This is a genomic window from Cysteiniphilum halobium (assembly GCF_003574425.1).
Taxonomy (GTDB): domain Bacteria; phylum Pseudomonadota; class Gammaproteobacteria; order Francisellales; family Francisellaceae; genus Caedibacter; species Caedibacter halobius.
In genome coordinates, this window is record NZ_QLIU01000049.1 from 1 (window position 1) to 26,680 (window position 26,680).

General features: G+C 37.1%; 27 protein-coding genes, 4 tRNA genes, 1 pseudogene and 1 riboswitch. Of the genes and pseudogenes, 27 read left to right on the forward strand and 5 right to left on the reverse strand.

Annotation, left to right across the window (positions count from 1 at the left end; all coding sequences use genetic code 11):
* Positions 1-234: 234 nt before the first annotated feature.
* Positions 235-322: transfer RNA gene (locus DNK85_RS08285), tRNA-Ser, on the reverse strand.
* A 263-nt stretch (positions 323-585) separates the two neighbouring features.
* Between DNK85_RS08285 and rplM the strand changes: the two genes are divergently transcribed.
* From rplM to panD, 9 genes are all read left to right on the forward strand, one after another.
* Positions 586-1,014, forward strand: coding sequence for a 50S ribosomal protein L13 (gene rplM / locus DNK85_RS08290; protein WP_119329111.1), 429 nt, complete (start codon positions 586-588; stop codon positions 1,012-1,014).
* A 16-nt stretch (positions 1,015-1,030) separates the two neighbouring features.
* On the forward strand, positions 1,031-1,423 hold the full coding sequence (gene rpsI / locus DNK85_RS08295) for a 30S ribosomal protein S9 (RefSeq protein ID WP_119329112.1): 393 nt from the start codon (positions 1,031-1,033) through the stop codon (positions 1,421-1,423).
* A 163-nt stretch (positions 1,424-1,586) separates the two neighbouring features.
* Complete coding sequence (locus DNK85_RS08300; protein WP_119329113.1) at positions 1,587-2,195, forward strand: glutathione S-transferase N-terminal domain-containing protein; 609 nt, start codon at positions 1,587-1,589, stop codon at positions 2,193-2,195.
* A gap of 12 nt (positions 2,196-2,207) precedes the next feature.
* Positions 2,208-2,612: a ClpXP protease specificity-enhancing factor SspB gene (locus DNK85_RS08305; RefSeq protein WP_119329114.1), complete on the forward strand. Its 405-nt coding sequence runs from the start codon at positions 2,208-2,210 to the stop codon at positions 2,610-2,612.
* A 229-nt stretch (positions 2,613-2,841) separates the two neighbouring features.
* Entirely contained in the window at positions 2,842-3,228 is a 387-nt protein-coding gene (locus tag DNK85_RS08310; RefSeq protein ID WP_119329115.1) for a hypothetical protein, read from the forward strand.
* Positions 3,229-3,382: 154 nt separating this feature from the next.
* Positions 3,383-4,138, forward strand: coding sequence for a Rossmann-like and DUF2520 domain-containing protein (locus tag DNK85_RS08315; RefSeq protein ID WP_119329116.1), 756 nt, complete (start codon positions 3,383-3,385; stop codon positions 4,136-4,138).
* The gene (gene panB, locus DNK85_RS08320) at positions 4,125-4,949 is read left to right on the forward strand and encodes a 3-methyl-2-oxobutanoate hydroxymethyltransferase (protein ID WP_119329117.1); all 825 of its coding nucleotides are present in this window, start codon (positions 4,125-4,127) and stop codon (positions 4,947-4,949) included. Before DNK85_RS08315 ends, panB begins: the two co-directional genes overlap by 14 nt.
* Positions 4,950-5,000: 51 nt before the next feature.
* Complete coding sequence (gene panC / locus DNK85_RS08325) at positions 5,001-5,792, forward strand: pantoate--beta-alanine ligase (protein WP_119329118.1); 792 nt, start codon at positions 5,001-5,003, stop codon at positions 5,790-5,792.
* On the forward strand, positions 5,789-6,166 hold the full coding sequence (panD, locus tag DNK85_RS08330) for an aspartate 1-decarboxylase (RefSeq protein WP_119329119.1): 378 nt from the start codon (positions 5,789-5,791) through the stop codon (positions 6,164-6,166). The genes panC and panD overlap by 4 nt, the downstream gene beginning before the upstream one ends.
* 76 nt (positions 6,167-6,242) lie before the next feature.
* On the opposite strand, the gene phoR is transcribed toward panD, so the two are convergent.
* Together phoR and DNK85_RS08340 are read right to left on the reverse strand one after the other, a co-directional pair.
* Positions 6,243-7,262 carry a phosphate regulon sensor histidine kinase PhoR gene (gene phoR / locus DNK85_RS08335; RefSeq protein ID WP_119329120.1) on the reverse strand — a complete coding sequence of 340 codons (1,020 nt, stop codon included), beginning with the start codon at positions 7,260-7,262 and terminating at the stop codon, positions 6,243-6,245.
* The gene (locus DNK85_RS08340) at positions 7,259-7,957 is read right to left on the reverse strand and encodes a response regulator (protein ID WP_119329121.1); all 699 of its coding nucleotides are present in this window, start codon (positions 7,955-7,957) and stop codon (positions 7,259-7,261) included. The genes phoR and DNK85_RS08340 overlap by 4 nt, the downstream gene beginning before the upstream one ends.
* A 159-nt stretch (positions 7,958-8,116) precedes the next feature.
* Positions 8,117-8,212, forward strand: a riboswitch (Fluoride riboswitch).
* 24 nt (positions 8,213-8,236) lie between these two features.
* Here DNK85_RS08340 and crcB point away from each other — a divergent pair.
* On the forward strand, positions 8,237-8,623 hold the full coding sequence (crcB, locus tag DNK85_RS08345) for a fluoride efflux transporter CrcB (protein WP_119329122.1): 387 nt from the start codon (positions 8,237-8,239) through the stop codon (positions 8,621-8,623).
* 7 nt (positions 8,624-8,630) lie between these two features.
* Here the strand turns inward: crcB and DNK85_RS08350 are convergent, their stop codons facing one another.
* Positions 8,631-10,034: a sugar porter family MFS transporter gene (locus DNK85_RS08350; RefSeq protein ID WP_119329123.1), complete on the reverse strand. Its 1,404-nt coding sequence runs from the start codon at positions 10,032-10,034 to the stop codon at positions 8,631-8,633.
* A gap of 390 nt (positions 10,035-10,424) precedes the next feature.
* On the opposite strand from DNK85_RS08350, the gene DNK85_RS08355 reads away from it, so the two are divergent.
* The 15 genes from DNK85_RS08355 (at position 10,425) to DNK85_RS08425 (ending at position 23,216) form a co-directional block, all read left to right on the forward strand.
* Entirely contained in the window at positions 10,425-11,351 is a 927-nt protein-coding gene (locus tag DNK85_RS08355) for an ROK family protein (protein WP_119329202.1), read from the forward strand.
* A gap of 43 nt (positions 11,352-11,394) precedes the next feature.
* Positions 11,395-11,751 (forward strand): phosphomannose isomerase type II C-terminal cupin domain, encoded by a 357-nt coding sequence (locus DNK85_RS08360; protein WP_119329124.1) that lies wholly within the window; start codon positions 11,395-11,397, stop codon positions 11,749-11,751.
* A gap of 217 nt (positions 11,752-11,968) precedes the next feature.
* Positions 11,969-12,523 (forward strand): ATP-dependent protease subunit HslV, encoded by a 555-nt coding sequence (gene hslV / locus DNK85_RS08365; RefSeq protein WP_119329125.1) that lies wholly within the window; start codon positions 11,969-11,971, stop codon positions 12,521-12,523.
* A 21-nt stretch (positions 12,524-12,544) separates the two neighbouring features.
* The gene (gene hslU, locus DNK85_RS08370) at positions 12,545-13,894 is read left to right on the forward strand and encodes an ATP-dependent protease ATPase subunit HslU (RefSeq protein ID WP_119329126.1); all 1,350 of its coding nucleotides are present in this window, start codon (positions 12,545-12,547) and stop codon (positions 13,892-13,894) included.
* Between the two features lie 100 nt (positions 13,895-13,994).
* Positions 13,995-14,069, forward strand: a tRNA-Gly gene (locus tag DNK85_RS08375).
* Positions 14,070-14,072: 3 nt separating this feature from the next.
* Positions 14,073-14,146, forward strand: a tRNA-Cys gene (locus DNK85_RS08380).
* 13 nt (positions 14,147-14,159) lie between these two features.
* Positions 14,160-14,248: transfer RNA gene (locus DNK85_RS08385), tRNA-Leu, on the forward strand.
* A gap of 502 nt (positions 14,249-14,750) precedes the next feature.
* On the forward strand, positions 14,751-16,229 hold the full coding sequence (locus DNK85_RS08390) for a carbohydrate porin (RefSeq protein ID WP_119329127.1): 1,479 nt from the start codon (positions 14,751-14,753) through the stop codon (positions 16,227-16,229).
* 17 nt (positions 16,230-16,246) lie between these two features.
* A complete protein-coding gene (locus tag DNK85_RS08395) occupies positions 16,247-17,107 on the forward strand; it encodes an amidohydrolase family protein (protein WP_119329128.1) in 861 nt (286 codons plus the stop codon).
* Positions 17,108-17,311: 204 nt separating this feature from the next.
* The gene (locus tag DNK85_RS08400; protein WP_119329129.1) at positions 17,312-18,703 is read left to right on the forward strand and encodes a sugar porter family MFS transporter; all 1,392 of its coding nucleotides are present in this window, start codon (positions 17,312-17,314) and stop codon (positions 18,701-18,703) included.
* Positions 18,700-19,023, forward strand: a complete 324-nt coding sequence (locus DNK85_RS08405) for an L-rhamnose mutarotase (RefSeq protein WP_119329130.1) — start codon at positions 18,700-18,702, stop codon at positions 19,021-19,023. Before DNK85_RS08400 ends, DNK85_RS08405 begins: the two co-directional genes overlap by 4 nt.
* 94 nt (positions 19,024-19,117) lie before the next feature.
* The gene (locus tag DNK85_RS08410) at positions 19,118-19,885 is read left to right on the forward strand and encodes an SDR family oxidoreductase (protein WP_208123158.1); all 768 of its coding nucleotides are present in this window, start codon (positions 19,118-19,120) and stop codon (positions 19,883-19,885) included.
* 56 nt (positions 19,886-19,941) lie between these two features.
* A complete protein-coding gene (locus tag DNK85_RS08415) occupies positions 19,942-20,790 on the forward strand; it encodes a fumarylacetoacetate hydrolase family protein (RefSeq protein WP_119329131.1) in 849 nt (282 codons plus the stop codon).
* 126 nt (positions 20,791-20,916) lie between these two features.
* On the forward strand, positions 20,917-22,227 hold the full coding sequence (locus DNK85_RS08420) for an L-fuconate dehydratase (protein WP_119329132.1): 1,311 nt from the start codon (positions 20,917-20,919) through the stop codon (positions 22,225-22,227).
* On the forward strand, positions 22,224-23,216 hold the full coding sequence (locus DNK85_RS08425) for an aldo/keto reductase (RefSeq protein ID WP_162896623.1): 993 nt from the start codon (positions 22,224-22,226) through the stop codon (positions 23,214-23,216). Before DNK85_RS08420 ends, DNK85_RS08425 begins: the two co-directional genes overlap by 4 nt.
* A gap of 93 nt (positions 23,217-23,309) precedes the next feature.
* Here the strand turns inward: DNK85_RS08425 and DNK85_RS08430 are convergent.
* Positions 23,310-23,868: pseudogene (locus DNK85_RS08430) on the reverse strand (transposase).
* 467 nt (positions 23,869-24,335) lie between these two features.
* Between DNK85_RS08430 and DNK85_RS08435 the strand changes: the two are divergent.
* On the forward strand, positions 24,336-24,761 hold the full coding sequence (locus DNK85_RS08435) for a MerR family transcriptional regulator (protein WP_162896624.1): 426 nt from the start codon (positions 24,336-24,338) through the stop codon (positions 24,759-24,761).
* A gap of 412 nt (positions 24,762-25,173) precedes the next feature.
* Entirely contained in the window at positions 25,174-26,670 is a 1,497-nt protein-coding gene (locus DNK85_RS08440) for an efflux RND transporter periplasmic adaptor subunit (protein WP_162896625.1), read from the forward strand.
* Positions 26,671-26,680 lie beyond the last annotated feature (10 nt).

A 26,680-nucleotide genomic window follows, 5' to 3' on the forward strand; every position in this document is an offset into this window, starting at 1 on the left:
TCTGTCTTCGACCGCATAGAATATTCTCTCGCAATCATGTCAATAGGATTATTTATCTATATTATACTAAACGTCTATTGGCTTATCCCAAAGTATAATATTGATCAGTATTTAATTAGCGAGAATGACACTATAGGGAGTGCATATGAATTATAACCATTATTGACAGTACGCTTAATACTTACATCTAAATTTATTGATAAATGAGACATTTGAGCATGATAAAAAAACTTATGGCGGAGAGAGAGGGATTCGAACCCCCGGACCTGTTACAGTCAACGGTTTTCAAGACCGCCGCTTTCGACCGCTCAGCCATCTCTCCGAATGTGGCGCCAATTATAACGGCATTTTTATAAATAGAAAGAGGCGTTTTTATTTTTTTCGAAAAAAAGTGAGTCCAAAAAGCTTAATCGCCTATAATTCACCCACGCAATCACCTAAAACATGCAAAATCTAAACTTATCACTTCTTTTTAACCAATCCCTATGATAGAATCGCCACGCTTGAATTTTTATGGATTGGCAACAACCCACACAGAAAATTAGCAAAACTGAGTAGTTAATAATAAATATTAAGGTAACAAAGATGAAAACGTTTAGCGCTAAAAGTGATGAAGTCAAAAGAGAATGGCTTTTGATCGATGCAAATGGTAAAACTTTAGGTCGCCTTGCAACTGAGATTGCAAGACGTCTTCGTGGTAAGCACAAAGCTGAATACACACCTCACGTCGACACAGGTGACTATATTGTTGTTATCAATGCTGAAAAAGTTTCCGTAACTGGTAACAAGCAAAAAGATAAAATTTACTACCACCACACAGGTTATATTGGTGGTCTTAAATCTGTTTCTTTTGAGAAACTAATCGCGCAACACCCAGAGCGTGCGATTGAAACTGCTGTTAAAGGCATGCTTCCTAAAAATCCTTTAGGTCGTGCGATGTACAAAAAGTTAAAAGTTTATGCAGGGGAATCTCACCCGCATACAGCGCAACAACCACAAGTTTTAGAAATATAAAATATAGGATAGGAAAATGACTCAAGCATACAATTACGGTACTGGTCGTCGCAAAAGCTCAGTTGCTCGTGTATTTATGAAAAAAGGCACTGGCAACATTGTTGTTAATGGTTTGCCACTAGATGATTACTTCGGTCGCAAGACGGCAAGCATGGTTGTACGTCAGCCACTTGAATTAACGAACAACCTGGAGAGCTTTGATTTCAAAATTAATGTTCACGGCGGTGGTGAAACTGGTCAATCTGGTGCAATTCGTTTAGGTATTTCACGTGCTTTAGTTGACTTCGATGAGAGCTTAAAGCCTGAGCTACGTCACGCTGGCTTTATTACACGTGATCCACGTAAAGTTGAGCGTAAGAAAGTTGGCTTTAGAAAAGCGCGTAGAAAACGTCAGTTCTCTAAGCGTTAAGCAACACACACTTTATTTTTTTGTATTTTATACATTTTTATTAAAAGCCCAACTGAAGCTTCAGCGGGGCTTTTTTGTTATTACTATGACTTCTATGATGCAAAATGGCTGATCAGTAGTATATAATGTTGAAGCTAATATTGAATAAGGAAAATTGGGATAAATGTCTGCTCAAAACAAACGATCATCAATGACTTTATATACCAACGGTAATGACCCTTTTTGTCATCGCATTAAAATGATTCTCGCGGAAAAAGACATTAGTGCAGATATTATTGATGTTGTTGCGGAAGATAAACTAGAAGAACTTTATGAGCTGAACCCTTATGGCGGCGTGCCAACATTAATGACAAAAGATCTGATTGTATATGAACCAAATATTATCTTTGAGTATCTTGAAGAACGTTTCCCTTACCCTCCTTTATTGTCTGTTTTCCCGCTTGAAAGAGCCCAAGCACGCATGTTATGTAAGAAAATTGACAGCGAATGGATGCCTTATCTAATCAATGCATTAAATGCTGAGAATGAAGATATTCGACAAGCCAATAAGATTGCACTACTTAAAGCACTTTTTTCATTGATCCCAACACTAAGCAGGCAATCCTATTTGCTTGGAGATGATTTCACGATTGCAGATTGCTCACTGGCAGTTATCCTATACAACTTGCCTAAATTAGATATCCGTCTACCTGAAAAAGCGATGCCTCTAATCAAATATGCAAAACGCTTATTTGCACGCAGTTCATTTAGAAAAAGCATTAGAACCCAATAAGGAATACCAACAATGGCAATGTTACGAGCCTATTTAATTGAAGCAACCTACGACTGGATGATCGATCACGATTTAACGCCTTATTTACTTGTCGATACCGAATATGATGAAGTTATCTTGCCTGAGAGTCATATCGATGAAGATGGCAAAATGCTCCTTAATATTTCCCCTGAAGCAATTGAACGCTTTGACTGTGATGATCAATTTATTCGCTTTGATGCAACATTTGATGGCGAGGTAATGTCTTTACAAATCCCTGTTGAGGCAGTACTTGAGCTCTATGCAGGAGAGACTGCACAAGGACTTTATGCCCGTGAGTTTGGCTATGGGATTGATGTCAATGAAGGTGACGATAATGACGTCAACCCTTCAAAGGGTAATGCACAGAAAGGTAGCGGCGGACTACATCTAGTTTAGCCCTCTTTTTACACGGCTAAGACTAAATATTCACCCACAAGTGCCCACCGTACCCTGAGCGTAAGTCGAAGGGTAAGCTTGGGAAAATCACACTTCATAGAGACTTCGACTTACGCTCAGCCAACGCTTACACAATCAAAGTGATCAGGAATATGGTCATAGCCTTTTACACACACTAAAAAACAAGTATACTTCTGTCAAGTTTGATTTATAAAGTCTTATATTAATCATGTTGGATTATAGCTTTCTTGTTGGGCTTGGTATTGGCAGTATAATCTGTTTCTATAGCATATTTCGTTTACGTAAACAGTTTAAAATTATCTTAATGCAACGCGAACAGCGCCTGTTTACCTTAACCTCAATCACTGAAAAGATCGTTGCCAGTGCAAATTTACAACGCAGCGGCTTATTAAACAAAGATATTGAAGACTTGCTGCTTGAAGGCCTTGATATGCCGTCAATTGAAAAAGCTGGGATTACTATCCGTGGACTGGCAAATCGCAACTTATCACGCCCTGAAAGCATGCGGTTTTGCCTTGATCGTTTGCAAAAAAACATGGATCAACTTGAAAAAGATTACCACGATCCATATCGTTGGAAAAAAGCCACTAAATAATGTTATACCCCATTGCGCCAACCACCATTTTATCCTACGATGTCATTTAGGTTGAAGCCCTCTAATTTTACTCTTTACTGAGAAAATATAAAAAATGGTAACAACTTAAAAGCTCAAGCAATATAGAAAAACATAAAATAAGGAACTTGATCCCATGCGACAGGTATCTCATGCTCTAGGCAATAACCCAAGTTATGGTATTATTGGCAATGGTCGACTTGCACGACATATACAGTTTTATTTTAAGCTCAAAAATATCCCACATACTGTGTGGCATCGCCAGCAACCAGAGCCACCTGAAAATATAATAAGTCAAAGTGATATTATTCTTGTGGTAATTAACGACGATGGAATAGATTCATTTTTGGATAAACACCCACAATTAAACGATAAATTATGCGTACACTTCTCGGGTTCTTTAGTCAGTCCATATGCGTTATCATATCACCCCTTAATGACATTCTCATCAGAACTACAAGACCTTGACTTTTATCAAAACCTGCTATTTGTTGGTGAGGATAACTCGCCAAGATTTGATGATATTTTTCCACAGTTAAGTAATCCCTTCATTCATATTCCACAAACAAAAAAAGCCTATTATCACGCACTTTGTGTGATGGCCAATAATTTCACAACTCTCTTATGGCAAAAGTTTTTTAATGAAATGACAACAACCTTTAATGCATCACTAAAGGATCTTAAGCCCTATCTGAAACAAACATTACTCAACCTTAACACAGATTATCATAATGCCCTAACAGGCCCCTTAAAACGCCAAGATTTACAAACGATAAAACACAACTTAAACGCACTTGAAGATGATACTTTTGCCACAATTTATCAGGCCTTTGTTGACGTCTATCAAGCAAATATACATAATCAAATGGAAAAGAAATATGAGTACGCATAACCTAATTAAAAAGCCTAGCATTAGTAACCTGCAAAGTAAGAAGCTAAACCAACAAAAGCTATCGATGCTAACTTGTTATGATTTTACTTTTGCACAAATCATTAATCAAACTGCCATTGACATGCTACTTGTTGGTGATAGTGGCGTTATGACACAATTAGGCTACCCTGATACTACGCACGCTACAATTGAGATGATGTGCTTTATGACACAATCGGTTGTTAAAGGAGCACCTGACAAATTCATTATTGCTGACATGCCTTTTTTAGCACAACGTCAAGGTATTGCTCACGCCATACACTGTGCAGATAGATTAATTAAATGCGGTGCCAATGCCATTAAGATCGAAGGAATTAATGGACATCAAGATGTAGTTAAACACATTATTGAATCTGGTATCCCCGTGATGGGGCATATTGGACTAACGCCACAATCAGTGCATACATTAGGCTATAAAGTACAAGGAAAAGATGACAGAGCTGCTAAGAGCTTAAAACAACAAGCGCTACAACTGCAAGAAGTTGGTTGCTTTAGCCTTGTGATGGAGTGTGTGCCAAGTGGACTTGCCAAAGAAATTAGTCAAATGCTTACCATTCCCGTGATTGGTATCGGAGCAGGTAACGATGTTGATGGTCAAGTGCTTGTTATTCAAGATATGCTTGGCTTGAACAATAATCTACAACCAAAATTTGTACGCCACTTTTTTAATGGCTTTAGTCACATTAAGGCCGCTTTTGATACTTATCATCAAGCAGTACAAACCGGTGACTACCCCAACAAACAAGAGCGTTATGATATTAAGATTGCATAATTTAACTGAAGTTGAGCAAAAGTGTATAACTCCAGAGTTTAAGGAAAACAAATGAAGATTTTTAATGAGATTACGTCCTGGCAGGCAACCCGCCAACAAATACAATCTAATAAGACCCTAGGCATTGTGATGACAATGGGTACATTACATAAAGGACATTTGAATTTAATAAAACAAAGCCAACAAGATAATGATTACACTTTAGTGTCAATTTTTGTCAATCCAACCCAATTTAATAATCAAAGCGACTTTGTCAACTATCCAAAAACATGGCAACAGGATATTGATTTGCTAAAGGCTCAAGGTGTTGATTTTCTACTGTCTCCACAAAAAGAGATGCTTTATCCTGATAATTATAATTACCTAATCAAGGAGAAAAACTTAAGTCCAATACTTTGTGGTGCCTCACGCTTAGGTCATTTTGAGGGAGTGATGACCATTGTAATGAAACTCTTAAATATTGCTCAAGCGAACAATGCCTACTTTGGAGAAAAAGATTACCAACAATTTCAGTTAATAAAAGGCATGGCGCAAGCATTTTTTATTCCAACAAATATTATTGCTTGCCCGACTGTTCGTGAGGAAGATGGGCTTGCTTTTAGTTCAAGAAACCTACGTTTAGATACGAATGCCCGTGCCAAAGCAGGTTATTTTGCTAAAGCCATTCGTCAAAGTAACGACATTGAACAAGTGAGAAATGCACTTATCTCAAACCATATAACCATTGATTATCTAGAGGACATTGAAGATCGTCGCTTTGCAGCTGTTATTATTGACGAGGTTCGTCTTATTGATAATTTCCCTCTTTCTGAAATCACTCAACTTACTAAGGAAAATACATGAAACGCACCCTATTAAAATCCAAAATTCACATGGCAACAGTCACTGAAGCAAATTTGAATTATTATGGTTCAATTAGCATCGATCGCGCACTTTGTAAAGAAGCTAACCTTATCCCCTTTGAGCGTGTTGAAATCTACAACTGCAACAATGGCGCACGCTTTGCAACTTATGTCATCTTAGGAGATAAAGGCGAAATTTGTTTAAATGGTGCCGCTGCTCGCCACGTTGCCACAGGCGATACCGTGATTATTGCCTCCTATGCTGAATACGAATCAAATGAACTCATGGATCACAATCCACATCTTGTATTTGTGAACAAGCAAAATGAAGTCATTGAAATTAAGCGTTATTTAGATTCATCCATTAACCACTAGAGATTGGAGCAAAATAAAGCAACAAGCTTGCAAACAAATAGGCAACGCAAACATTTAATTATTTTATGACGATTCCTCAGTTTGGGAAATCACAGCGAAATATACTACCTTTGCCAAGCTCACTTTGAATGCTCAGTGATGCTTTGTGGCGAATAAGCACATGTTTTACGATTGCTAAGCCAAGGCCTGCACCACCTGTTGCTGGTGAGCGCCCCTTATCAACACGATAAAAGCGTTCTGTCAAACGTGGGATGTGCTTTTGTTCAATACCTAAGCCTTCATCCTTCACATAAAAATGCTTGCCATGCTTATCCTGATACCAAGCAATGGTAATTGGCCCTCCATTGGGGGAATAGCGCACCGCATTGATAATTAAATTACTCAAACAACTATTAATCTCTTTTTCATTGCCCTGCAGTGATAGTGTTTCATCAATATCTAAAACAAAGTGATGTTTATCCGTGCCTAATGTTTTCGCTGACTCGATAATTTCGATTAGCATTGGTGCAATGGCTAGGGTCTCTAACTCACCCTTTTGCACTTGATGGCTTTGAACTTTAGACAATAACAGTAAATCTTCAATAAGCCATTCAATACGCATCATTTGTTGCTGCATTTGCTCAAAATAAGGCAACCATTCACTCAAATGCCCAGCAACATCCGGTTGCATCAACTCTAAATAGCCACGAATAACTGTTAATGGTGTGCGCATTTCATGTGACACATTTGCCACAAAATCTTGGCGCATACGTTCAATATGATGACGAAAACCTGCATCTTGAGTAATGAGCAAAAAATGCTGATCATATGGAATAAGTACTACGGACAACATTTGATCTGGTGTTTTGGGAAGCGGTAATTCAAATGTACTCATATTTTTTTGCTGCAAGTAGGTTGATAAGGCAGGAAACTCAAAAACTTCAGTGACATCTTGCATCAATTGCGCGCTTGATAATTGAAAGAAGTTTTTAGCAGGTTGATTAAACCATTGTACCAATCCTTCTTGATCAACAATAACAACGGCATCAGTGATACCTTGCGCAAAAGTCTTTGCCCAAAATAAGCCGATTTTATTATGTTCTTCTGGTGTCTTCATACTAGGTCTTGATTAATTAGTTGATAGCCTTCACCACGAATCGCACGCAGATAAATATCATAATGAAAAGGGGCTAATAGTTTCCTAACTCGAGTAATATGCACGTCTACTGTACGTTCAGTAATCTCTTTGTCAGCATCCCAAACGTGATCTAAAATGCGTGCCCGTGACAAGGTTTTACCTGCATGTTGCATCAAGTATGTTATTAACTTAAATTCAAGCCGCCCACATTTGACCACCTTACCCTTACAGCTCAACAAGTGACTTTGTAAATCAGCATTAAGCTCACGAAAAGTAAGTTTTGATTGATCATTGTTGGATACTTTTGTTCGCTTTAATAGCGCCTGAATGCGCATAATAAGCTCTTTGGGTGAAAATGGTTTGGTCACATAGTCATCTACCCCCATGCCAAAACCTCTTAAAACATCACCTTCCTCAGCCTTAGCGGTTAACATAATGACAGGTAAAGCCTCAAGCTGTTTAGTTTGCCTGATTTCTGCCAATAGCTTAATCCCACTAGTGTCAGGCAACATCCAATCTAACAAAACCAAATCAATACTCGAATCACCAGCTAGTACTTTTAATGCTTGTACACCATTTTCGACCATAACAACATCATATTGCTGCCGAGTTAATGTGAGGTGTAACAGCTGCCTTATTGGCGGTTCATCATCTACGATTAATATTTTTGCCATATCATCATTAAGCCTTTACTTAACACTTGCTACAAAATGCTAACTTATCTATACCAAAGATGCTACAGATATAGCTCACCTATCGTAAATGATATTACATAAGTTTAATAGCTATCCACTTTAAGCCATATTGATTTCACAATTTATTATGTTATAGTTTGCCATCAAGGAAATGACGTTCTTCCTAAGTGTATTGCTGATTATATCGAAAAAACACTTAAACCATCCTTTAAGATTGATGACGTCTATACAATAAGAGCTTAAAGGAGAGTTATAACAATGTTAACGTTATTATTGATTGGTTTAGGTGGCGGCTTAGGCTCCATAAGCCGCTTTGGTTTATCTGAGTTTATTTATAAAATATTTGGCAAGTCTTTCCCACATGGTATTTTAATTGTCAATATTTTAGGGTGCCTGTTTATTGGTGCATTAGCTGCCTTTTTTCAAAAAGAGCGTTTGCTTGAGCATTTCCTTACCCCGCACTTTAGAGCCTTGTTAATCACTGGTTTTCTGGGAGGCTTTACGACATTCTCAAGTTTCAGCCTCGACGCACTGACACTTTTACAAAAAGGTGAATGGTTAAAAGCAATTGTTTATATCATGCTTAGTGTTTTTATTTCGATGATTGCCGTTTCCATTGGCTTTTATTTAGTTGAACGGTACTAGGTTTTATTTATTCACCAAGTTTCTTAAGAGGAACACCCTTTTCTAAATTCTTTTCAATATACTCAAGACTTACACCTTTTGTTTCAGGCACGAAAAATTTTAAAAAGATCATTGCTAATATACAAAATCCACCAAATACAAAGAAAATTGAAGCATTGCCATAAGCTTTCATAAAGCTTAATGCATTTGCCATAACAACACCTGCAAATGTCCAGTTAACCATTGTTGTTACGGTCATACCGATTTCACGCCCTTTTAATGGGAAAACCTCAGCACAAATCACCCAAGCAACAGGTCCCCAAGAACATGCAAAACCAAAAATATAGACAATAGCTGATAATAGTAAAACCGTTTTTGATAATCCGCTAGGAGAAGCACTGCCTGCCATTGATAGAAAAGCAAAGCCCGCTGCAAACATTGACACCATCATCACAACAGCACCAACATACAGTAGTTTTTTGCGACCCCATTTTTCAATCCACTTAATTGCTGGGAAAGTAAACAGCATATTAACCGTTGGAACAGCAAGAAGTGCGATAATTCCTGTCATACCAGCGTAACCAAAGATCGTTGGTGCGTAGTAAATCATCATATTAATACCAACTAACTGCTGGAACATTTGCAGCACGATACCAACGATAAGAATTTTCCAGAAAAAACCTTTAGAAAGCATATTAAAGCCAACACCTTTATTAAGCGATATACTTTCTTTAATTTCATTTACTTCGTCATCAATTTCTTGTTGTGATGAACGGACACGTTTTAAGACTACAATGGCTTGTGTCTCTTTGCCTTTTAGGAGTAGCCAGCGTGGACTCTCTGGTAAAAATAAGCTACCCAGAAACATAACTAAAGCAAATATCACAATCACACCAAACATTAAGGAAAGTGAAATTTCAACGTGGCCTAGCGCCTTAGCAATATAGACATTTGTTACCGCAATTAAAAATATACCGATAGTAATCATTAGCTGAAACAATGTTGCCATACCACCACGAATAGCTTTTGGTGCAGTCTCAGATAAATAAAGTGGCACAGTAAATGAGGCAATACCAACAGCAAATCCCAAACCAAATCGACACACGACAAGCATGGCTAATGGCGGCAAAAAAGCTGAAATTAGTGAAAATATCGTAAATAAGAAGCCTGCTAAAACAAGTACTTTTTTACGCCCTAAAGCGCGCGCAAAAAGTCCACTAAGTAATGCGCCAAGAATACCGCCCCATGCCAGGACTGCGGAATAATGCTCGCCCTGCTGTATGGTTAAATCATAGACACGATCTATCGTTGATAATGAGTTTGCAATAAACCCTTGATCTAAACCGAATAATAAACCTCCTAATGCACCGATTAAGCAGATCATATACACGAGTTTCTGATACTCTTTTTTTGCATTGACATTAGTAGTCATTGAATTCTCCCCGCTTTTAGCATTTGTTTAAGATAGATAATGAATGGTAAAAATCCGCTAACACAGCATTGCAGCAATAATTGCATATTTTGTCAATAAGTTACTGAATTAATTGCGCAAAATAATTTGATGTCGTTTATTAAGCAATTCAAATTTAGATGGCTGCAAAGGTATTACATAAAATCATCATTGTTCTGTCAAAAAGTTCCTAGCTGTGTAGAACACGTTATTAAGTTGCTATTAATGCTGTTTACCATTTGCTAAATGAAAGGTTAATTTTCTGACCATTTGGCTTGTTCTATGCTTGTCAACTGAATTCAAAATGCGATATATTTGGCGTGGGTAAATTTTCTGCAAAAATATCATAAAAAAGAAAAAGGCAACCAAGTTATGCATAAATTTTTAGGCGCTATCGAGGCAGGAGGCACTAAATTCGTCTGTGCAATCGGTACAGAAGACGGAAAAATTCTACAACGCATTCGCATTAAAACCCGCACCCCAGCAGAAACGATGCCAGAAATCATTGGTTTTTTCCGTGAGTATATGCACAAATATCCTCTTAGCGCCATTGGTTGTGGATCTTTTGGCCCTATCGACCCAGATGTTAATTCTAAAACATATGGATATATCACGCATACGCCAAAATTGCCATGGCGTGACTACAATATTGTTAAACACCTAGAAGATGGACTGCACCTACCTGTTGCATTTGATACTGATGTCAATTCAGCAGCATTAGGTGAACACCGCTGGGGAGCCGGTAAAGGAGTAAGTGATCTGATTTATCTAACTGTAGGAACTGGCGTTGGCGGTGGCATTATCGTCAATAATCAGCTAGTCCATGGTAGTGCACACCCCGAAATGGGGCATATCTATATTCCCGTGGATTTAACACAAGATACTTTTAAGGGAATTTGCCCATATCACGAACGCTGCTTAGAGGGATTAGCTTCAGGTCCTGCTTTAAAAACACGTTGGCAGGTTGATTCAGCTTTAGATCTTGCAGATGATCACATTGCTTGGCATCTTGAGACTGAGTATTTATCTTATGCACTAGTGAACTACATAATGTGTTTTATGCCTAAGCGTATCATCTTAGGAGGTGGGGTAATGAAACAGACACATTTATTTAAAGAGATTCACAACAAAGTAAAAGCAAAAATTAATGGCTATCTGAATAAAGACTATTGTGATAATATCCCATCGATTATCGTGCCACCGGCTTTAGCAGATAATGCTGGCATTATGGGCGCATTGGCTTTAGCTAGCACTGTTACAAAAATAACACCACAGAACCCTGTGTTTGAGGCAGAATAATCAATTTAGAGAAATTGAGCATAAGTTAATTAAAGGTTTAAAGATGGATATAAATGAAGTAGGTAAAGTATATGAGCGCCCTTGGGGGACATATCGCACGATTGAATTAGCAAGCGGTTATCAGGTAAAAGTTATTACAGTTAACCCTGGTGGGCAACTTTCTTTGCAAAAACATTTCAAACGCGCTGAGCATTGGGTCGTTGTCAAAGGTTCACCAACTTTCACTATTGGCGACACTAAAAAAATGTATCACACCAATGACCATGTCTATATTGAAAAAGAGGAAATTCACCGCATGGAAAACACGACAAACTCGCCATGTGAAATCGTTGAAGTGCAGATTGGTAGCTATCTTGGTGAAGATGATATCGTAAGATTAGAGGATATTTACAATCGTTGATTGCATCGCGCAATGCAAATAAAAAAAACTGTGAATCAATTATGATGGGTATATTCTTTCAAGAGGTGCCCATACACTCTCACAGTAAAGCACCTAAAAAGATGTAAATGCTTCAACCTCAATGAAATCTTTTAAAATAAAAACTTGTAATTTTTCTCTTAAACGCAATCTATAGCGATCATGTTTTTACAAACCCAATCATTTAAGCGGGGAAATTATGTTAGAAATGAAAGGCACCACGATTTTGTGTGTACGTCGTGGCGATGAAGTCGTCATCGGTGGCGACGGTCAGGCAACTTTAGGCAATACTGTTGCAAAGGATAATATCATCAAAGTACGCAAATTAAGTAATGGTAAAGTGTTAACAGGATTTGCTGGATCAACGGCAGATGCATTTACCTTATTTGAGAAGTTTGAGCAAAAACTTGATTTTTATCAAGGCAACCTGGAACGTGCTTCAGTTGAAATGGTGCGTGAATGGCGCCTAGATCGAATGATGAGTAAGCTTGAGGCAATGATTATTGTTGCCGATGAAAATAAATCGCTTCTTATATCAGGTGTTGGAGATGTAATGGCTGCTGATGAAAAAGGTATTTTATCGATTGGTTCTGGTTCTTCTTTTGCTAAGGCAGCAGCACATGCCTTGGTCGATAACACAGATCTTTCGGCATATGACATCGTTCAGAAGAGTCTTAATATTGCTGCAGATATTTGTATTTATACCAATCATAATTTAACCATTGAAAAGCTCGCTAATAAAGCAGCGATATAATTGACGAAGAGGATAGAAATTATGTCACAAATGACACCTAAAGAAATTGTCAGTGAATTAGACCGTTTTATTATCGGTCAAAAAGATGCAAAAAAAGCAGTTGCCATCGCACTTAGAAACCGCTGGCGTAGAATGCAGCTAGAAGATGGCATGCGCCAAGAAGTCACTCCCAAGAATATTTTAATGATTGGACCAACCGGTGTTGGTAAAACAGAAATAGCACGACGCTTGGCAAAACTTGCCAATGCACCATTTATCAAAATCGAGGCAACTAAATTTACCGAGGTAGGTTATGTTGGTAAGGATGTTGATTCAATTATTCGTGATTTGGCAGATAGCTCGATCAAGATGCATCGCGAGCAAGAGAAAACCAAAGTCGCTGTACGCGCTGAAGAATTGGCGAAAGAACGCATACTAGATGCGCTGTTACCCGCGGCACGTGAGAGCAAAGTTGGCTTTGCTAATGAGCCAGTTGAGGTAGAGCAAAAAGCAGATAATACAACACGCCAACTTTTTAGAAAAAAGCTTGCCGCAGGGGAGCTAAATGACAAAGAAATTGAGATCGATATCGCAATGCCTGCACCACAGATGAATATAATGGGGCCTCCAGGCATGGAAGACATGACTGACCAGCTACAAAATTTATTTTCATCGATGGGAAATGAACGCAAAAAACGTCGTAAAATTAAGGTTAAGGATGCCTTGAAACTATTGCAAGACGAAGAAGCTGGTAAGTTAATCAATGAAGATGATATCAAGTTGAAAGCAATTGAAGCTGTTGAACAAAACGGTATTGTATTTATTGATGAAATTGACAAAGTCTGCAAAAAATCAGATCAGCGTGGCGGAGACGTGTCGCGTGAAGGTGTTCAACGTGATTTATTACCACTGGTTGAAGGCTCAACAGTCAGTACGAAATATGGCATGATCAAAACAGATCACATATTGTTTATTGCATCTGGAGCTTTTCATGTCGCCAAGCCCTCAGATTTAATTCCTGAACTACAAGGGCGTTTACCAATTCGTGTTGAGCTAAGGTCGCTTGAAGTGGCAGACTTCGTGCGTATTTTAACGGAACCTGATTACTCATTGATTAAACAATATGTCGCGCTATTAGGTACTGAAGGTGTTGAAATTGTCTTTGAAGATCAAGCCATCAGACGCATTGCTGAAATTTCATTTCGCGTGAATGAAGAAGTGGAGAATATCGGTGCCAGACGCCTGCATACAGTATTAGAGCGTTTATTAGAAGAAGTATCCTTTGATGCCTCCGATCGCACTGAAAAAACCTTTAATGTTACTAGTGATTATGTTAACGAGAAACTAGGTGATTTGGTTAAAGATCGTGATTTAAGTCAATACATTCTGTAGCGCATTTGTACACTCAAGCAAAATTCATTAATAAACGTATGAAAACGCAAAAAATACAATTGACTTTAGGGGGTTAGCCCTTATAATTTGATCCTGTTCTGCGGGAATAGCTCAGTGGTAGAGCACAACCTTGCCAAGGTTGGGGTCGCGAGTTCGAACCTCGTTTCCCGCTCCAGTTGGCTGGGTAGCAAAGTGGTTATGCAGAGGCCTGCAAAGCCTTGGACACCGGTTCGATTCCGGTCTCAGCCTCCAGAACAAAGTCTTTGCCCGGGTGGTGAAATTGGTAGACACAAGGGACTTAAAATCCCTCGAGACTTAACTCTCGTGCCGGTTCGACTCCGGCCCCGGGCACCATTAGATTTTCCTGATGAATCGAAAGAATATTCATATACTCTCACCCTGGTATATTCTAGCAAACACATGCTTTAAAAGTATGGTGTGGTGGTTAACTCAATCTGGCACACTTGCAAACAAGGGACTTTGTCATAAGTAGAGTAAGGATTTCTATTTAAATCATATTTATTACTACTAAATTTCAAATTGATAATTTAAAGACATAAAAGACTAAGGTTATATATTGATGAATTAGGAGTTCAAGCTCAACTTCTATTGTGCATATGCTTAGATAATGAAAGGCCATGAAGCAAGATTAAGGTTTAAATGACTACTCATTTGATTGCTGCAAAACGCTGAAGAATTCATGCGCATGATCAATAAATACTTAGTAATTGATTCAATTAATAGCTTAATAAAAAGCTTATGCCAAAGTCAGCGATTATTATGGTTGTAAATATTGCATTTAAATTATTAACGGTATATTTTAGACAAGAATTAAGGTGATGGAGGAGTGAGGAATATGACTAAAAGAGCAAAAAAAGATTATCATAATTGTAACAAAGATGAATTTAAATCAATGACTAGTGAAACAACTTGTGTTACAAGAACACAAACACATAAAAATGTTATTGATCATTCAGTACAAAAGGAATGCAATCCTAAAACGGGTGCGAACATGAAAAGAAAGATACTATTTTTAATTAGCATGGTATCATTATCTTCCTTTTCATTAGCAAATGCTGCTAATGAAAATGATTTACCATCAAACGCAAATGCACAAAAGCAATCTTCTTCAGTCATCCAAGACTGGTGGGATGGTGATACCCTTACTGGTAACTGGGGTGGTGTCCGAGACGATTTAAAAAGCAGAGGAATTGATTTACAGGCAAGTTATACAGGTGCTGTCCTTGGGAATGTCATCGGAGGCTATAAAAAAGGTGCCACATATAATGATTCTTTTGGTGTCAGCTTAGATGTAAACTTTGGTAAACTTTTTAAAGAGCACTCTTTAAATAATACTAGATTTCACATCGATGTTGTGCAAAGAGATGGAAATAACTTAAGTGCTGAATATATACGAAATCAATATCCGGTTTCACAGTCTTATGGTGGGCAAAACTTCAGGCTTAATGAACTTTATCTTCAACAATATTGGGCTAATAAAGAGATCTCGTTTAAAATTGGTCGACTTGATGCATCTAACGACTTTTTAAGTTCTGATATCTATTGTCAATTTGTGAATAATGCCTTTTGTGGCAGTCCGATAGGTATTTTTTATAATGTACCTTTTTCTGCTTATCCTAATGCGCAATGGGGTGCAATTGTATCTGCCCAATCTAATTATGTTGTTGCCAAATTTGGGGTGTATAATACAAATGAAAGTGTATCGGAAAATAAATATCATGGCTTCAATTTCTCATTCAATGGTGACCAAGGAGTACAGTTAATAGGTTCCATTGGTTATTTATTAAACGATAATCAACGTTATGCTGGTCATTATACTTTTGGTATGACATATTTTACTGGTCCTAATGAAAATCCAGCTTACTACGGGCAAAATTCTGGCACTTATGATAGGCGAGACACGGGTTATTATCTACAAGCAGATCAGGCAATATATGATCAAGGGATTCGAACATTAAAAACCTTCCTGACAATAGAGTATTTTAATCATTGGGAAAGTAATTATATGCCACTATTTGTAGATGGAGGTTTTACATTTAAAGGGATAAATCCATATAGACCAAATGATACAGCAGGTTTAGGCTTTGCTTATGGTAGATATGGTCGAGATGTTATTACACAAAAAGGTGCTAATTTTGGCTATGAAATGAATATTGACCTAAATTACAAAATACAAGTAAATAAATGGTTAGCGATCCAGCCAGACTTACAATATATTATTCACCCTTATGGTGGTAGTATACAGTTGTCAGGTACTCCATCTTCACCACCTAATGCTTTAGTAGTAGCCACACAAGTTCAGATTGCCATCTAATTAGCTTTTAAGGATTGATGTTGCAAAAAATTTATGACACGCATGTGCATATCTGGAATAAGGACAAACTAGAGATGCCATGGCTCAACAATCCAGAAGTAAAATTATTTAATCGCAACTATGATTTAATGGATTATCAACAAGCAACTGCAAGTTATAATGTTACTCAAATTAATTATGTCGAAGTCGACGTAGCTAAAAATGACTTAATGAATGAAGCTCAAAATATTATCCATCTGGCAAAGCAATCAAATACAATTACCAGCATTATATTGGGCGCTGATCTTACAAGTGAACATTTCCCAAGCTACATCCTTTCTTTTATAGAAGAAAATAAAGTCATTGGCGTGCGCCATGGTGGCCACGATTTCCAAGATGCCTCTATTTACCTATCTAAGACTTTTACCACTAATGTAAAGCTACTTGGCGAGCTGGGATTATACTGTGAAGTCTTACCTAAAATCCAACACATGAATGCAGTTTATAAATTAATGTGCAGCTGTGCTAATACGCGATTTATTATTGATCATTGTGGGGGCATTAATCCTCTTGAAACTAATAAAATATTAAAAGCTGCTTGGCATCAAGGCATCAAAAATTATGCAATGCACCCTCAAGCTATTTGTAAGATATCAGGGTTACTTCAAAATATTGGAACACCACAATGGCAGACACAGGATCTTACGCCAATTATTGAATATTGCTACAATTTATTTGGCGAAGAACGTGTTATTTTCGGTAGCAACTGGCCAATGTGTAACCTATATGGTTGTTTTGATCTGTGGATCACTGCATTAAATCAAATTATTAAACCTTATGGTAATGCTTTTGCAGAAAAATTATTCCATCAGAACGCAAAAAAACTACTATCTAAATAATTTACCTATACTCATCTATTTTCTGCTTGTTGATGGTAGATTAATTTATATTTTTAGTGATACATTGTTGTTCTTGTAAATATAATACATTTTAATTGCTAAAGCATGAGATGCTTGTGTGGTTTCTGCAATCATTCATGCCCTCAAAAAGGACGATGAAATGTATCAATTTTCAGCTAAAAACATATAGGGGGTTTAATTATCATGAATCGTCAACAACAGTCGTCTAAAATGATCGTCCTTATTACAATCGTTGCTGCACTAGCTGGATTATTATTTGGGATTGATACTGGCGTAATTTCAGGCGCTCTACCCTTATTACAAAAAGAATTCAATATTAGTACATTTGAACAAGAGATTGTGGTTAGCGCTGTTTTATTCGGCGCGTTTATAGGTACAATCGCAGGCTCCTTTATCTCTAAAAAATATGGGAGAAAATCTTCACTAATCCTTGCATCAGCCATTTATGCCATTAGTTCCCTTTTGTCTTCGAGTGCCTCAGATCAAAGCGTATTGATTGTATACCGATTAATGCTTGGTTTTTCTGTTGGTATAGCAGCTTTTGTTGCCCCTATGTACCTCTCAGAGATGGCGCCAAAACGCCTGCGTGGTGGAATTATTAGTATGTATCAGGTCATGGTATATCTTGGCATCTTCTTGTCGTTTGTAAGTGATACAATTTTTACTTATTTTGCGTCATGGCGAGGAATGCTTGGCATTATTGCAATTCCTGCAGTTATTATGTTTGCCTTATTATGGCTGCTACCTAAAAGTCCCCGCTGGCTTCTTATGAGTAAAGGTAATGATGATCAAGCAAGACAAATATTAACTAAAATAAGAGAATCAAATGATGAAATCACTGCAGAGATAGATGAAATTAGTCATGCTATTAATCAAACAAAAAGTCAAAGCGGATTTAAACTTTTTTGTTATAACCGGCACTATAGAAAAGTTGTTGGATTCGGTATTCTACTGCAAGCTATGCAGCAGTTTACTGGAATCAATATGATTTTTTATTACGCTTCTATTGTTTTTGGCATGGCTGGGTTTAATACTCCAGTTTCTCAAGGATGGGTAACGGTATTCATTGGTATTGTTAATATTATTGCATGCTTAATCGCCATCCCACTTGTTGATAAAAAAGGGAGAAAGCCTCTATTATATTATGGCTATTTAGGCATGACTGTGGCCATGGTATTTTTATCTTTAGTTTTTTATATTGGCGTCACCTCGTTAGCACTTAAAATTCTTGCAATTATTGCAATTGTTTTATTTTTGGTGACTTTTGCCTTTAGTTCAGGACCAGTAATTTGGGTCTTATGTGCAGAAATATTTCCTTTACAAGGAAGAGACTTTGGTTTGTGTATTGCCACTTGCACAAATTGGATTTCAAACTTCATTTTAGCGCTATTTTTCTTAAGCGTACTTAAAGGTATTGGTCCTGGAAACACGTTTATGATATTCGCGATTATTAATTTTGTATGCTTATTTTTGATTTATTATTTCATACCAGAAACCAGAGGTATTTCATTGGAATCAATTGAGCAAAATCTCTTTTCTGGAGTTCGATTAAAAAACCTTGGACAAACAAAATGAAACGTATTGCAGAAATAATCAAACTCAAACAAGATAAAATTGAAGAGTATATCCATTTACACCAAAATGTCCCTCATCAAGTACTACAAGAAATAAAAAAAGCCAATATCAATAACTATTCTATCTTTATCCATAATGATACGCTATTTGCTTACTTTGAATATGATGGTGAATGCTTTGAAAAAGATATGGAGTCCATGGCAAATTCGCCAGTCATCCAACAGTGGTGGAAACAAACTGCCCCATGTCAAATCCCATTTGATGATAGACCGAAAAAACAATGGTGGAAAACAATACCTTCAGTCTTTCTATTGGAGTGAATCATATCCTATATCATTATGTATGATGCTAAGTAGTTTCTTAAGATAAAGAGTAGAGAAACATAAATTGTTTATAACAAAAGAGGCATATATCATGACAAATCAACAGGCTCAATCTATGAGATTAAGCGGTAAAAAAGCACTAGTAACTGCTGCAGGCCAAGGAATTGGTAAAGCATCCGCAATCGCTATGGCAAAAGCAGGCGCACAAGTTATTGCCAGTGACATCAATATCAAGTTACTGCAGCAACTACAAGTAGAACACCCTGAGATTCAAATAAAAGTATTAGATGTCCTAAATAATGAGGCAATTCAAGAGCTTTCTACCTCAATAGATACCATCGATATATTGTTTAATTGCGCTGGATTTGTCCATCATGGAACAATTTTGGACTGTACAGACGACGAATGGGATTTTAGCTTTAATCTTAATGTTAAATCAATGTTTCACATGAATCATGCTTTTCTACCCAAAATGCTTCAAAATGGTGGTGGAAGCATTATTAATATGGCATCTATTGCATCTAGCGTTAAGGGAGCACCTAACCGATTTTTATATGGAGCAACTAAAGCTGCTGTCATTGGCATGACAAAATCTCTTGCTATTGATTTTATAACACAAGGAATAAGGGTTAACGCAATTGCTCCTGCCACTGTTGAATCACCTTCATGGGAAGAGCGTGTCCGATCTCAAGGAAATGGTGATCCCGAACAAACACGCCGTGCTTTTATTGCGCGTCAACCGATAGGTCGCATTGGTAAAGCAGAAGAAATTGCCGCTTTGGTTGTCTATCTAGCCTCTGATGAAAGTTCATTTACAACAGGGACCGTACAAATCATAGATGGTGGCTGGAGCATATAGCAGCAAAATTTCTGTCAGTTAAATTTTTTGTTAACATGAATAATCAAAGGTGAACAATGAAATTATTACGTTATTATCAAGATGGAGTCATTAAACCAGGACTGTTAGATAAGAAAGGACAAATTAGAGCGTTATCCGAATATGTTGAAGATATTTCTGATAACAACTTATTACCAGAAGCTATAAAGACCTTAAGGGGTCTTAACGTAGATAAGCTCCCACTTGTGCATGGCGAACCTAGATTAGCTGCATGTGTTGGTAATATCGGTAAATTTATCTGTATCGGTTTAAATTACGCAGATCACGCCGCTGAAACTAATGCACAAATTCCAAGTGAACCTCTTATTTTCTCTAAATATACTAGTGCAATTTGTGGTCCAAATGACAATATTATTATTCCTAAAAACTCCACAAAAACAGACTGGGAAGTTGAGCTAGGTGTTGTTATAGGCAAAGGAGGTAAGCGAATTTCACAAGAAGATGCTCTCAACCATGTCGCTGGGTTTTGTGTTATTAATGATCTATCTGAACGTGAAGCTCAGTTGGAACGCCAAGGCCAGTGGGTAAAAGGAAAAAGCTTTGATAGCTTTGGTCCAATGGGGCCATACTTAGTCACTCCCGATGAAATTGAAGATTATAATAATTTACATCTTTGGCTAGAAGTTGATGGAAAACGTTATCAAGATGGAAATACCAAAACAATGGTGTACAAAGTTCCTAAACTGATAAATTATCTTAGTCAATTCTTTAGTTTACAACCAGGTGATGTCATATCCACTGGCACCCCTCCAGGTGTAGGACTTGGACAAAAGCCTACCCCCATTTATTTGCGTGCAGGACAAAAAGTTCGCCTAGGAATTGATGGCCTTGGCGTACAAACACAATACACAATTGATGAGGAGTAAATTTATACACCGCATGACCTATTAGAAAAATCTAGTGGTATTTTATATTAAAAAGTCGTAAGCACAGAAACTAGTATTGTAGAAACCACAGCATTATATATTTTATTTTAGTGAAAGGAGATATTAATGACTAAAGAAATAATTATCACCGAACTTAATGTGTATGATATTCGTTTCCCAACCTCTAAAAGTTTAGCAGGATCGGATGCGATGAACAAAGATCCAGATTACTCCGCCGCATACGTTACTCTACATACAAATCAACCTGAGTTAGAGGGAAATGGTCTTACCTTCACAATTGGGCGAGGAAATGAAATTTGTACTTTAGCAATCAAAGCTTTAGCTCCACTACTCATTGGTAAAAAGCTTGTTGATTTTACTAAAGATATGGGTGCTTTTTGGAAATATATTACTAACGATAGCCAGTTACGCTGGATTGGTCCAGACAAAGGTGCTATTCATTTGGCAACAGCTGCTGTTGTAAATGCAGTTTGGGATTTATGGGCCAAACAACAAGCTAAACCGCTATGGGAGCTAGTAGTAGATATGTCTCCAGAAGAGCTGGCGCGCTGTATTGATTTTACTTATTTAACAGATGTTCTCACGCCAAATGAAGCACTTGCTTTACTGCAAAAACAGGCACCACATAAAGCACAGCGTAAAAAAGAAATGTTAACAAAAGGTTATCCAGCCTATACAACTTCTGCTGGATGGCTTGGATATTCTGATGAAAAGTTACGTCGTTTATGTCAAGAAGCCATTGATGCAGGATGGAATCATATTAAATTAAAAGTGGGTGATAATTTGCAAGATGATATTCGGCGCTGCACCATTGCCAGAGAGGTTATAGGCCCTCATCGTAAATTAATGATGGACGCAAACCAACGTTGGGAAGTCTCTCAAGCAATACAATGGATGGATGCCTTAAAACAATTTAAACCATGGTTTATTGAAGAGCCGACAAGCCCAGATGACATACTAGGGCATAAAAAAATTAAAGATGCCATTTCTCCTATATGGGTTGCCTCTGGAGAAATGTGTCAGAACCGTATTTTGTTTAAACAATTTATTGAGAGTGGCGCATTAGATATTGTCCAAATTGATAGTTGTCGTTTAGGCGGTGTCAACGAAGTGTTAGCAGTCTACTTAATGGCTGCCAAATTTAATATTCCCGTATGTCCTCATGCTGGAGGCGTTGGTCTATGTGAGTATGTTCAACACTTAGCCATGATTGACTATATCTGCATTTCTGGTTCATTAACTGATAGGGTGCTTGAATATGTCGATCATTTACATGAACATTTTGTTGCACCTGTAAAAATAGAAAAAGGGCATTATATCGCACCGACAGTGCCAGGCTATAGTATTACGATGTATCCTGAAACGATAAATCAGTATGAATTTCCAAACGGTCTAAAATGGGCGGCAATATCATGAAAAAAAGACAAATTGGTACCACGGACATTAGAGTGACAGAACTTGGGCTAGGCGGTGCGCCTTTAGGTAATTTATATCAAAAAATATCAAATCTTCAAGCAAATGAAACCATAAAAATGGCTTGGCAGAGTGATATCCACTACTTTGATACTGCACCTCAATATGGCTCAGGATTAAGTGAACATCGCCTAGGCTACTTTCTGCAAGAGCAACAACAAGATAAGTTTGTGTTATCAACAAAAGTTGGTAAAATCCTAAGGCCAACAAGTGGCATAGCTCAAGCAGATGAAGACTGGTTCATTAACCCTTTACCCTTTCAAGTAATATATGACTACTCATATGATGGGTTTCAAAGAAGCATTGAGGATAGTCTGCAACGTCTAGGACTAAATCATATCGACATTGTTCACATTCATGACCTTGATCATCTTGTATTAAAAGATACTTTTCATCGTTACTTCAAGCAGGCAATGGAATCCGGCTATCCCTTATTAGCCAAACTCAAGAAACAAGGAATGATTGGCGCAATCAGTATGGGAGTTAAGCAATGGGAAGTCTGTCAAGATGCTTTAAAATATGGTGATTTTGACTGCTTTATGTTGCAGGATAGCTATACACTTCTAGATCACAATGCATTGGAGTTTTTAAATCAATGTGCTAAAAAAGGCATTAGTGTACTTGTAGCAGGCGCTTTTAGCTCAGGAATCCTGGTTGAAGGCTCTGCAAATAAAAATGCCAAATACCAATACAATCTAGCAAGTAATGAAATTATCCAGCGTGTCAAAGCATTAGAGAAAATATGCCAACAATTTAATGTGCCTTTGCCTGCTGCTGCACTTCAATTTCCTTTACGCCATCCAGCTATTGCATCAGTTGTTGCTGGGATGAATACCGCAGAACAAGTAATGCAAAATAAACTATGGTTAAACACCAAAATTCCAGAGGCTCTCTGGCAAGAGATGAAAAGAAGTAACCTTATCCCAGAGTAATGTAATATAAAGCACCTCCCAAGAAATTCTAATGGGCGGACAGTGCCCAAATATGTAACTCGACTCCATATAACCTCAGTTCGGAGTTTCGGTTTATAAAACACTCAATCTTCTCTGTCCAACAATAGAGATAGGATCAATAACCCATACTGCTAGGCATGTCATTAAATTTGTGCATGCATTTACAGGTGAGCGATGTCTCGTATGGCACAACATTAAACTATTTTTCAAATGGTCAAATAGTGTTTCAATCATACCTCTATGGCGTAACAATTGCTTTTTCTGTGGTGTTCTAAATAGTTTTTTCATATTCTTTTTGAGCGTAGTAATCAGTTTAAGCCCTTGTTGTGCAAAGCAGGACAAAGGTAAAATAGCTTTGCTCATCAGCTCTACAAAACGATTATACGATGGTGCTTGAGGAAAATATTCACGCCAATAAACTTTGATAAACTCGTTGTAATATATTTTGAAATTGCGATTGAGTTATCTGGAACATAATAAAAATTGTCATAATTTCGCTCACTGCTAATTGTTGCGCTTTGCCATATTTTCTGTTTCTATCCATGCCAATTTGTTTGAGTTTAAGTTGCTTTTCATAGATAATGCAAAAGTCGTCTATGCGGCAAAATGTTGAAATAAGTAGTTCTATCATGTTGATCTTGAGAAATTACCATAAGAATTACTTATTTTAACACCATCAACCCCTGTTAAAGCAATTAAGCAATCACTTCATGAACTGAAAGCCAATTCCTGTTGGTCAGAAAACTGGGCTTTATTTATTGATATGATGGTATATGGCGATAAGCTAAGTTATCACTCAGCAATGAAAACACTAAAAAAGCTATCTGATATTGCAATTCATGCGATTAATAATTAATTGATATAATTATGACATTGACCTGTATGAAAGCTTTATTGCTGAGTTTTTAATAGTATCAGTTGATTAATTTTTGCATATTACAAGAGCTAGTAGCTTTATTTTAGATACATATTATATCCATATACACTAAATTATGTTTCCTCAAATATTTTGAAAAATAATCTAATTATATTCTTGACCTTAACCTTAAGGTTAATCATATAGTTATAAGTAAATAAATGTATTTAGGATATACCAGTATGAATATTGGTGAGCTTTCTAAATTACTTGGTATTACCAATGTAACAATAAGGCATTATGAAAAAGTAGGATTATTACAGCCAGATAGAAATCAAAATGGCTATCGCCAATATGATGACAAGGCTGTAGAAAAGCTAAGGTTCATTGAGAATGCTAAATTTATGGGATTTAGTTTATCAGAAATTAATGAGCTTTTTTCATTAGAGCGTCAGTATATATCCAGTATTGAGATAAAACAAAAAGTCCAGTCTAAGCTATCTGATATCAAGGACAAAATATATTTACTTAAGCAATTAGAGAAAAACTTAATGCGATTGGATCAAACTTGTGATGGAAGCAGGCCTTCTTCAGAGTGCCCAATTATGGAAAGCCTTTATACATTAGAGGTTGGTCATACAAGGAGTCTTAAAAATGGAAAAGCATGAAATAAAGCAGCGTCAACTACCTCGCTCTGAAGGACGGAGCTTGAAGGTTTGGAATTTAGGAATGGTTGACCAGCCTAAGCACTTCAAGTGCTACGTTAGATAGGTTAGGACACCTTAGAGTGCTTCTCCAGCTTTAGGTCCTGTCGCTAACAGTTAAACAGTGCGTAGATACGAACAGTGCTTTAGTGTAAAAAGCCTTTCTAACATTGCGAGGAGAAATTTACCGGCGAAAGCTGAGCGTTAGTTAGGTAACTAACAAAAAAGAGGATTAGAAAGATGCAGAAAGCATTCGTGTTAGACAAAAACAATGGTTTCCAGCTCAAGAATTGGATGAATGTTAATCGTTTACGCTTTGTTAAAGCGGGAGACAAGTAAAAATAGTGATCATAATAAGTTTTGGAGAAGGTTAGCTATGCAAAAGAAAATTGTTAAGTATTTAGCATTAATTATTCTAGGGTTTGTCATAGGTGTTTTATTTTTTTATTTATTGACAAACCTTGGTCGGGAGAATGTTAACAATAAACAGCAAGATGGTACAAAGCCATTATATTGGGTGGCACCCATGGATCCAAATTATAAAAGAGATAAGCCAGGTAAATCTCCTATGGGCATGGATTTGGTTCCTGTTTATAAAGAAAATAACGATAGTGGGGGTGTTAGAATATCACCTGACACAATGAATAATATTGGAGTTAAGGTTGAACCAGTTAAATATCGTAATCTACACATCATCATTAATTCTCTAGGTATCATTAAGGAAAATGAAAACCATGTAGAGCATATCCATACTTATGAAAATGGATGGATACGCAAGTTAGAGATTGCCGAAATTGGCAGTGAAGTAACAAAAGGGCAGTTGGTTGCACAGTTATATTCTCCAAAACTTATTGAAGCAGAGCAGGAATTAGTTCTAGCATTGCAAAATAGCACTCAAACTAATCAATATAAAGTGTCCAGTTATACAGATCAAACGGATTATCTCCAAGCAGCTAAATCTAAGCTTGAAGCACTTGGCATCTCACAAAAGCAAATTCAGCGAATAGAGAAAAATAAAAAGGCGGATATGCTGATAGATATGTATGCACCTATTTCAGGGGTTGTGTCTGAGCTTGACGCAAAAGAAGGGATGTATGTGACACCCGCACAGAATCTTATGACAATTGTAAATTTAAATACAGTGTGGTTAAGTGCTGAAGTTTTTCCATATCAAATGCAATTTCTAAAAGTGGGAGACAAGCTTACGGGCAAAGTTAAAGGAATAAATGATGCATTTACGGGGACAATAACTTTTATATCGCCAACCATTGATCCAGTTACAAGAACGATAGCAGTCAGAGCAACGCTTGATAATAGCAAACAGCTGCTTAAGCCTAATTTATATATGGATGTCTCCATCATTTCAAAAGAACTGCCAAAAACATTAAGCATACCAAGCTCCGCTGTGATTCGATTAAAAAATATCAATTATGTGATCACTCAGAATAAATCAGGACGATTCATTGCTAAAGAGGTTAAGCTTGGTGTTGAAACACAAGGGTATGTACAGGTGCTTGAAGGACTATCCCCAGATGAGAAAGTAGTTACTTCAGCGCAGTTTTTAATTGATTCAGAGTCGAATGTACAAGCAAGTTTAGTTCGTCTTAATGTAAATCAAAAAAGTACCATAAAATCAGATGATCAAACTTTGGTTTATCAAACTGTAGGTGTTGTACGCAAAGTGAATGCTAATGAACATAATATTGTTATATCACATGAGCCAATCAAATCGCTTAATTGGCCATCGATGACTATGCGCTTTGCTGTACAAAAAGAAGTTAACTTAGAGAGTATAACACCTGATCAGAAAATACATTTTCAATTTGTGAAAAATAAGAATGGGTATGAAATTATTAAAATAATGACACATTAAGAAGGAGCGT

What these genes read in the sequence shown, in the direction of transcription:
- rplM (WP_119329111.1), top strand. Translation starts at nt 586, where the DNA reads ATGAAAACGTTTAGCGCTAAAAGTGATGAAGTCAAAAGAGAATGGCTT.
- rpsI (WP_119329112.1), top strand. Translation starts at nt 1,031, where the DNA reads ATGACTCAAGCATACAATTACGGTACTGGTCGTCGCAAAAGCTCAGTT.
- DNK85_RS08300 (WP_119329113.1), top strand. Translation starts at nt 1,587, where the DNA reads ATGTCTGCTCAAAACAAACGATCATCAATGACTTTATATACCAACGGT.
- DNK85_RS08305 (WP_119329114.1), top strand. Translation starts at nt 2,208, where the DNA reads ATGGCAATGTTACGAGCCTATTTAATTGAAGCAACCTACGACTGGATG.
- DNK85_RS08310 (WP_119329115.1), top strand. Translation starts at nt 2,842, where the DNA reads ATGTTGGATTATAGCTTTCTTGTTGGGCTTGGTATTGGCAGTATAATC.
- DNK85_RS08315 (WP_119329116.1), top strand. Translation starts at nt 3,383, where the DNA reads ATGCGACAGGTATCTCATGCTCTAGGCAATAACCCAAGTTATGGTATT.
- panB (WP_119329117.1), top strand. Translation starts at nt 4,125, where the DNA reads ATGAGTACGCATAACCTAATTAAAAAGCCTAGCATTAGTAACCTGCAA.
- panC (WP_119329118.1), top strand. Translation starts at nt 5,001, where the DNA reads ATGAAGATTTTTAATGAGATTACGTCCTGGCAGGCAACCCGCCAACAA.
- panD (WP_119329119.1), top strand. Translation starts at nt 5,789, where the DNA reads ATGAAACGCACCCTATTAAAATCCAAAATTCACATGGCAACAGTCACT.
- phoR (WP_119329120.1), bottom strand. Translation starts at nt 7,262, where the DNA reads ATGAAGACACCAGAAGAACATAATAAAATCGGCTTATTTTGGGCAAAG.
- DNK85_RS08340 (WP_119329121.1), bottom strand. Translation starts at nt 7,957, where the DNA reads ATGGCAAAAATATTAATCGTAGATGATGAACCGCCAATAAGGCAGCTG.
- crcB (WP_119329122.1), top strand. Translation starts at nt 8,237, where the DNA reads ATGTTAACGTTATTATTGATTGGTTTAGGTGGCGGCTTAGGCTCCATA.
- DNK85_RS08350 (WP_119329123.1), bottom strand. Translation starts at nt 10,034, where the DNA reads ATGACTACTAATGTCAATGCAAAAAAAGAGTATCAGAAACTCGTGTAT.
- DNK85_RS08355 (WP_119329202.1), top strand. Translation starts at nt 10,425, where the DNA reads ATGCATAAATTTTTAGGCGCTATCGAGGCAGGAGGCACTAAATTCGTC.
- DNK85_RS08360 (WP_119329124.1), top strand. Translation starts at nt 11,395, where the DNA reads ATGGATATAAATGAAGTAGGTAAAGTATATGAGCGCCCTTGGGGGACA.
- hslV (WP_119329125.1), top strand. Translation starts at nt 11,969, where the DNA reads ATGTTAGAAATGAAAGGCACCACGATTTTGTGTGTACGTCGTGGCGAT.
- hslU (WP_119329126.1), top strand. Translation starts at nt 12,545, where the DNA reads ATGTCACAAATGACACCTAAAGAAATTGTCAGTGAATTAGACCGTTTT.
- DNK85_RS08390 (WP_119329127.1), top strand. Translation starts at nt 14,751, where the DNA reads ATGACTAAAAGAGCAAAAAAAGATTATCATAATTGTAACAAAGATGAA.
- DNK85_RS08395 (WP_119329128.1), top strand. Translation starts at nt 16,247, where the DNA reads ATGTTGCAAAAAATTTATGACACGCATGTGCATATCTGGAATAAGGAC.
- DNK85_RS08400 (WP_119329129.1), top strand. Translation starts at nt 17,312, where the DNA reads ATGAATCGTCAACAACAGTCGTCTAAAATGATCGTCCTTATTACAATC.
- DNK85_RS08405 (WP_119329130.1), top strand. Translation starts at nt 18,700, where the DNA reads ATGAAACGTATTGCAGAAATAATCAAACTCAAACAAGATAAAATTGAA.
- DNK85_RS08410 (WP_208123158.1), top strand. Translation starts at nt 19,118, where the DNA reads ATGACAAATCAACAGGCTCAATCTATGAGATTAAGCGGTAAAAAAGCA.
- DNK85_RS08415 (WP_119329131.1), top strand. Translation starts at nt 19,942, where the DNA reads ATGAAATTATTACGTTATTATCAAGATGGAGTCATTAAACCAGGACTG.
- DNK85_RS08420 (WP_119329132.1), top strand. Translation starts at nt 20,917, where the DNA reads ATGACTAAAGAAATAATTATCACCGAACTTAATGTGTATGATATTCGT.
- DNK85_RS08425 (WP_162896623.1), top strand. Translation starts at nt 22,224, where the DNA reads ATGAAAAAAAGACAAATTGGTACCACGGACATTAGAGTGACAGAACTT.
- DNK85_RS08435 (WP_162896624.1), top strand. Translation starts at nt 24,336, where the DNA reads ATGAATATTGGTGAGCTTTCTAAATTACTTGGTATTACCAATGTAACA.
- DNK85_RS08440 (WP_162896625.1), top strand. Translation starts at nt 25,174, where the DNA reads ATGCAAAAGAAAATTGTTAAGTATTTAGCATTAATTATTCTAGGGTTT.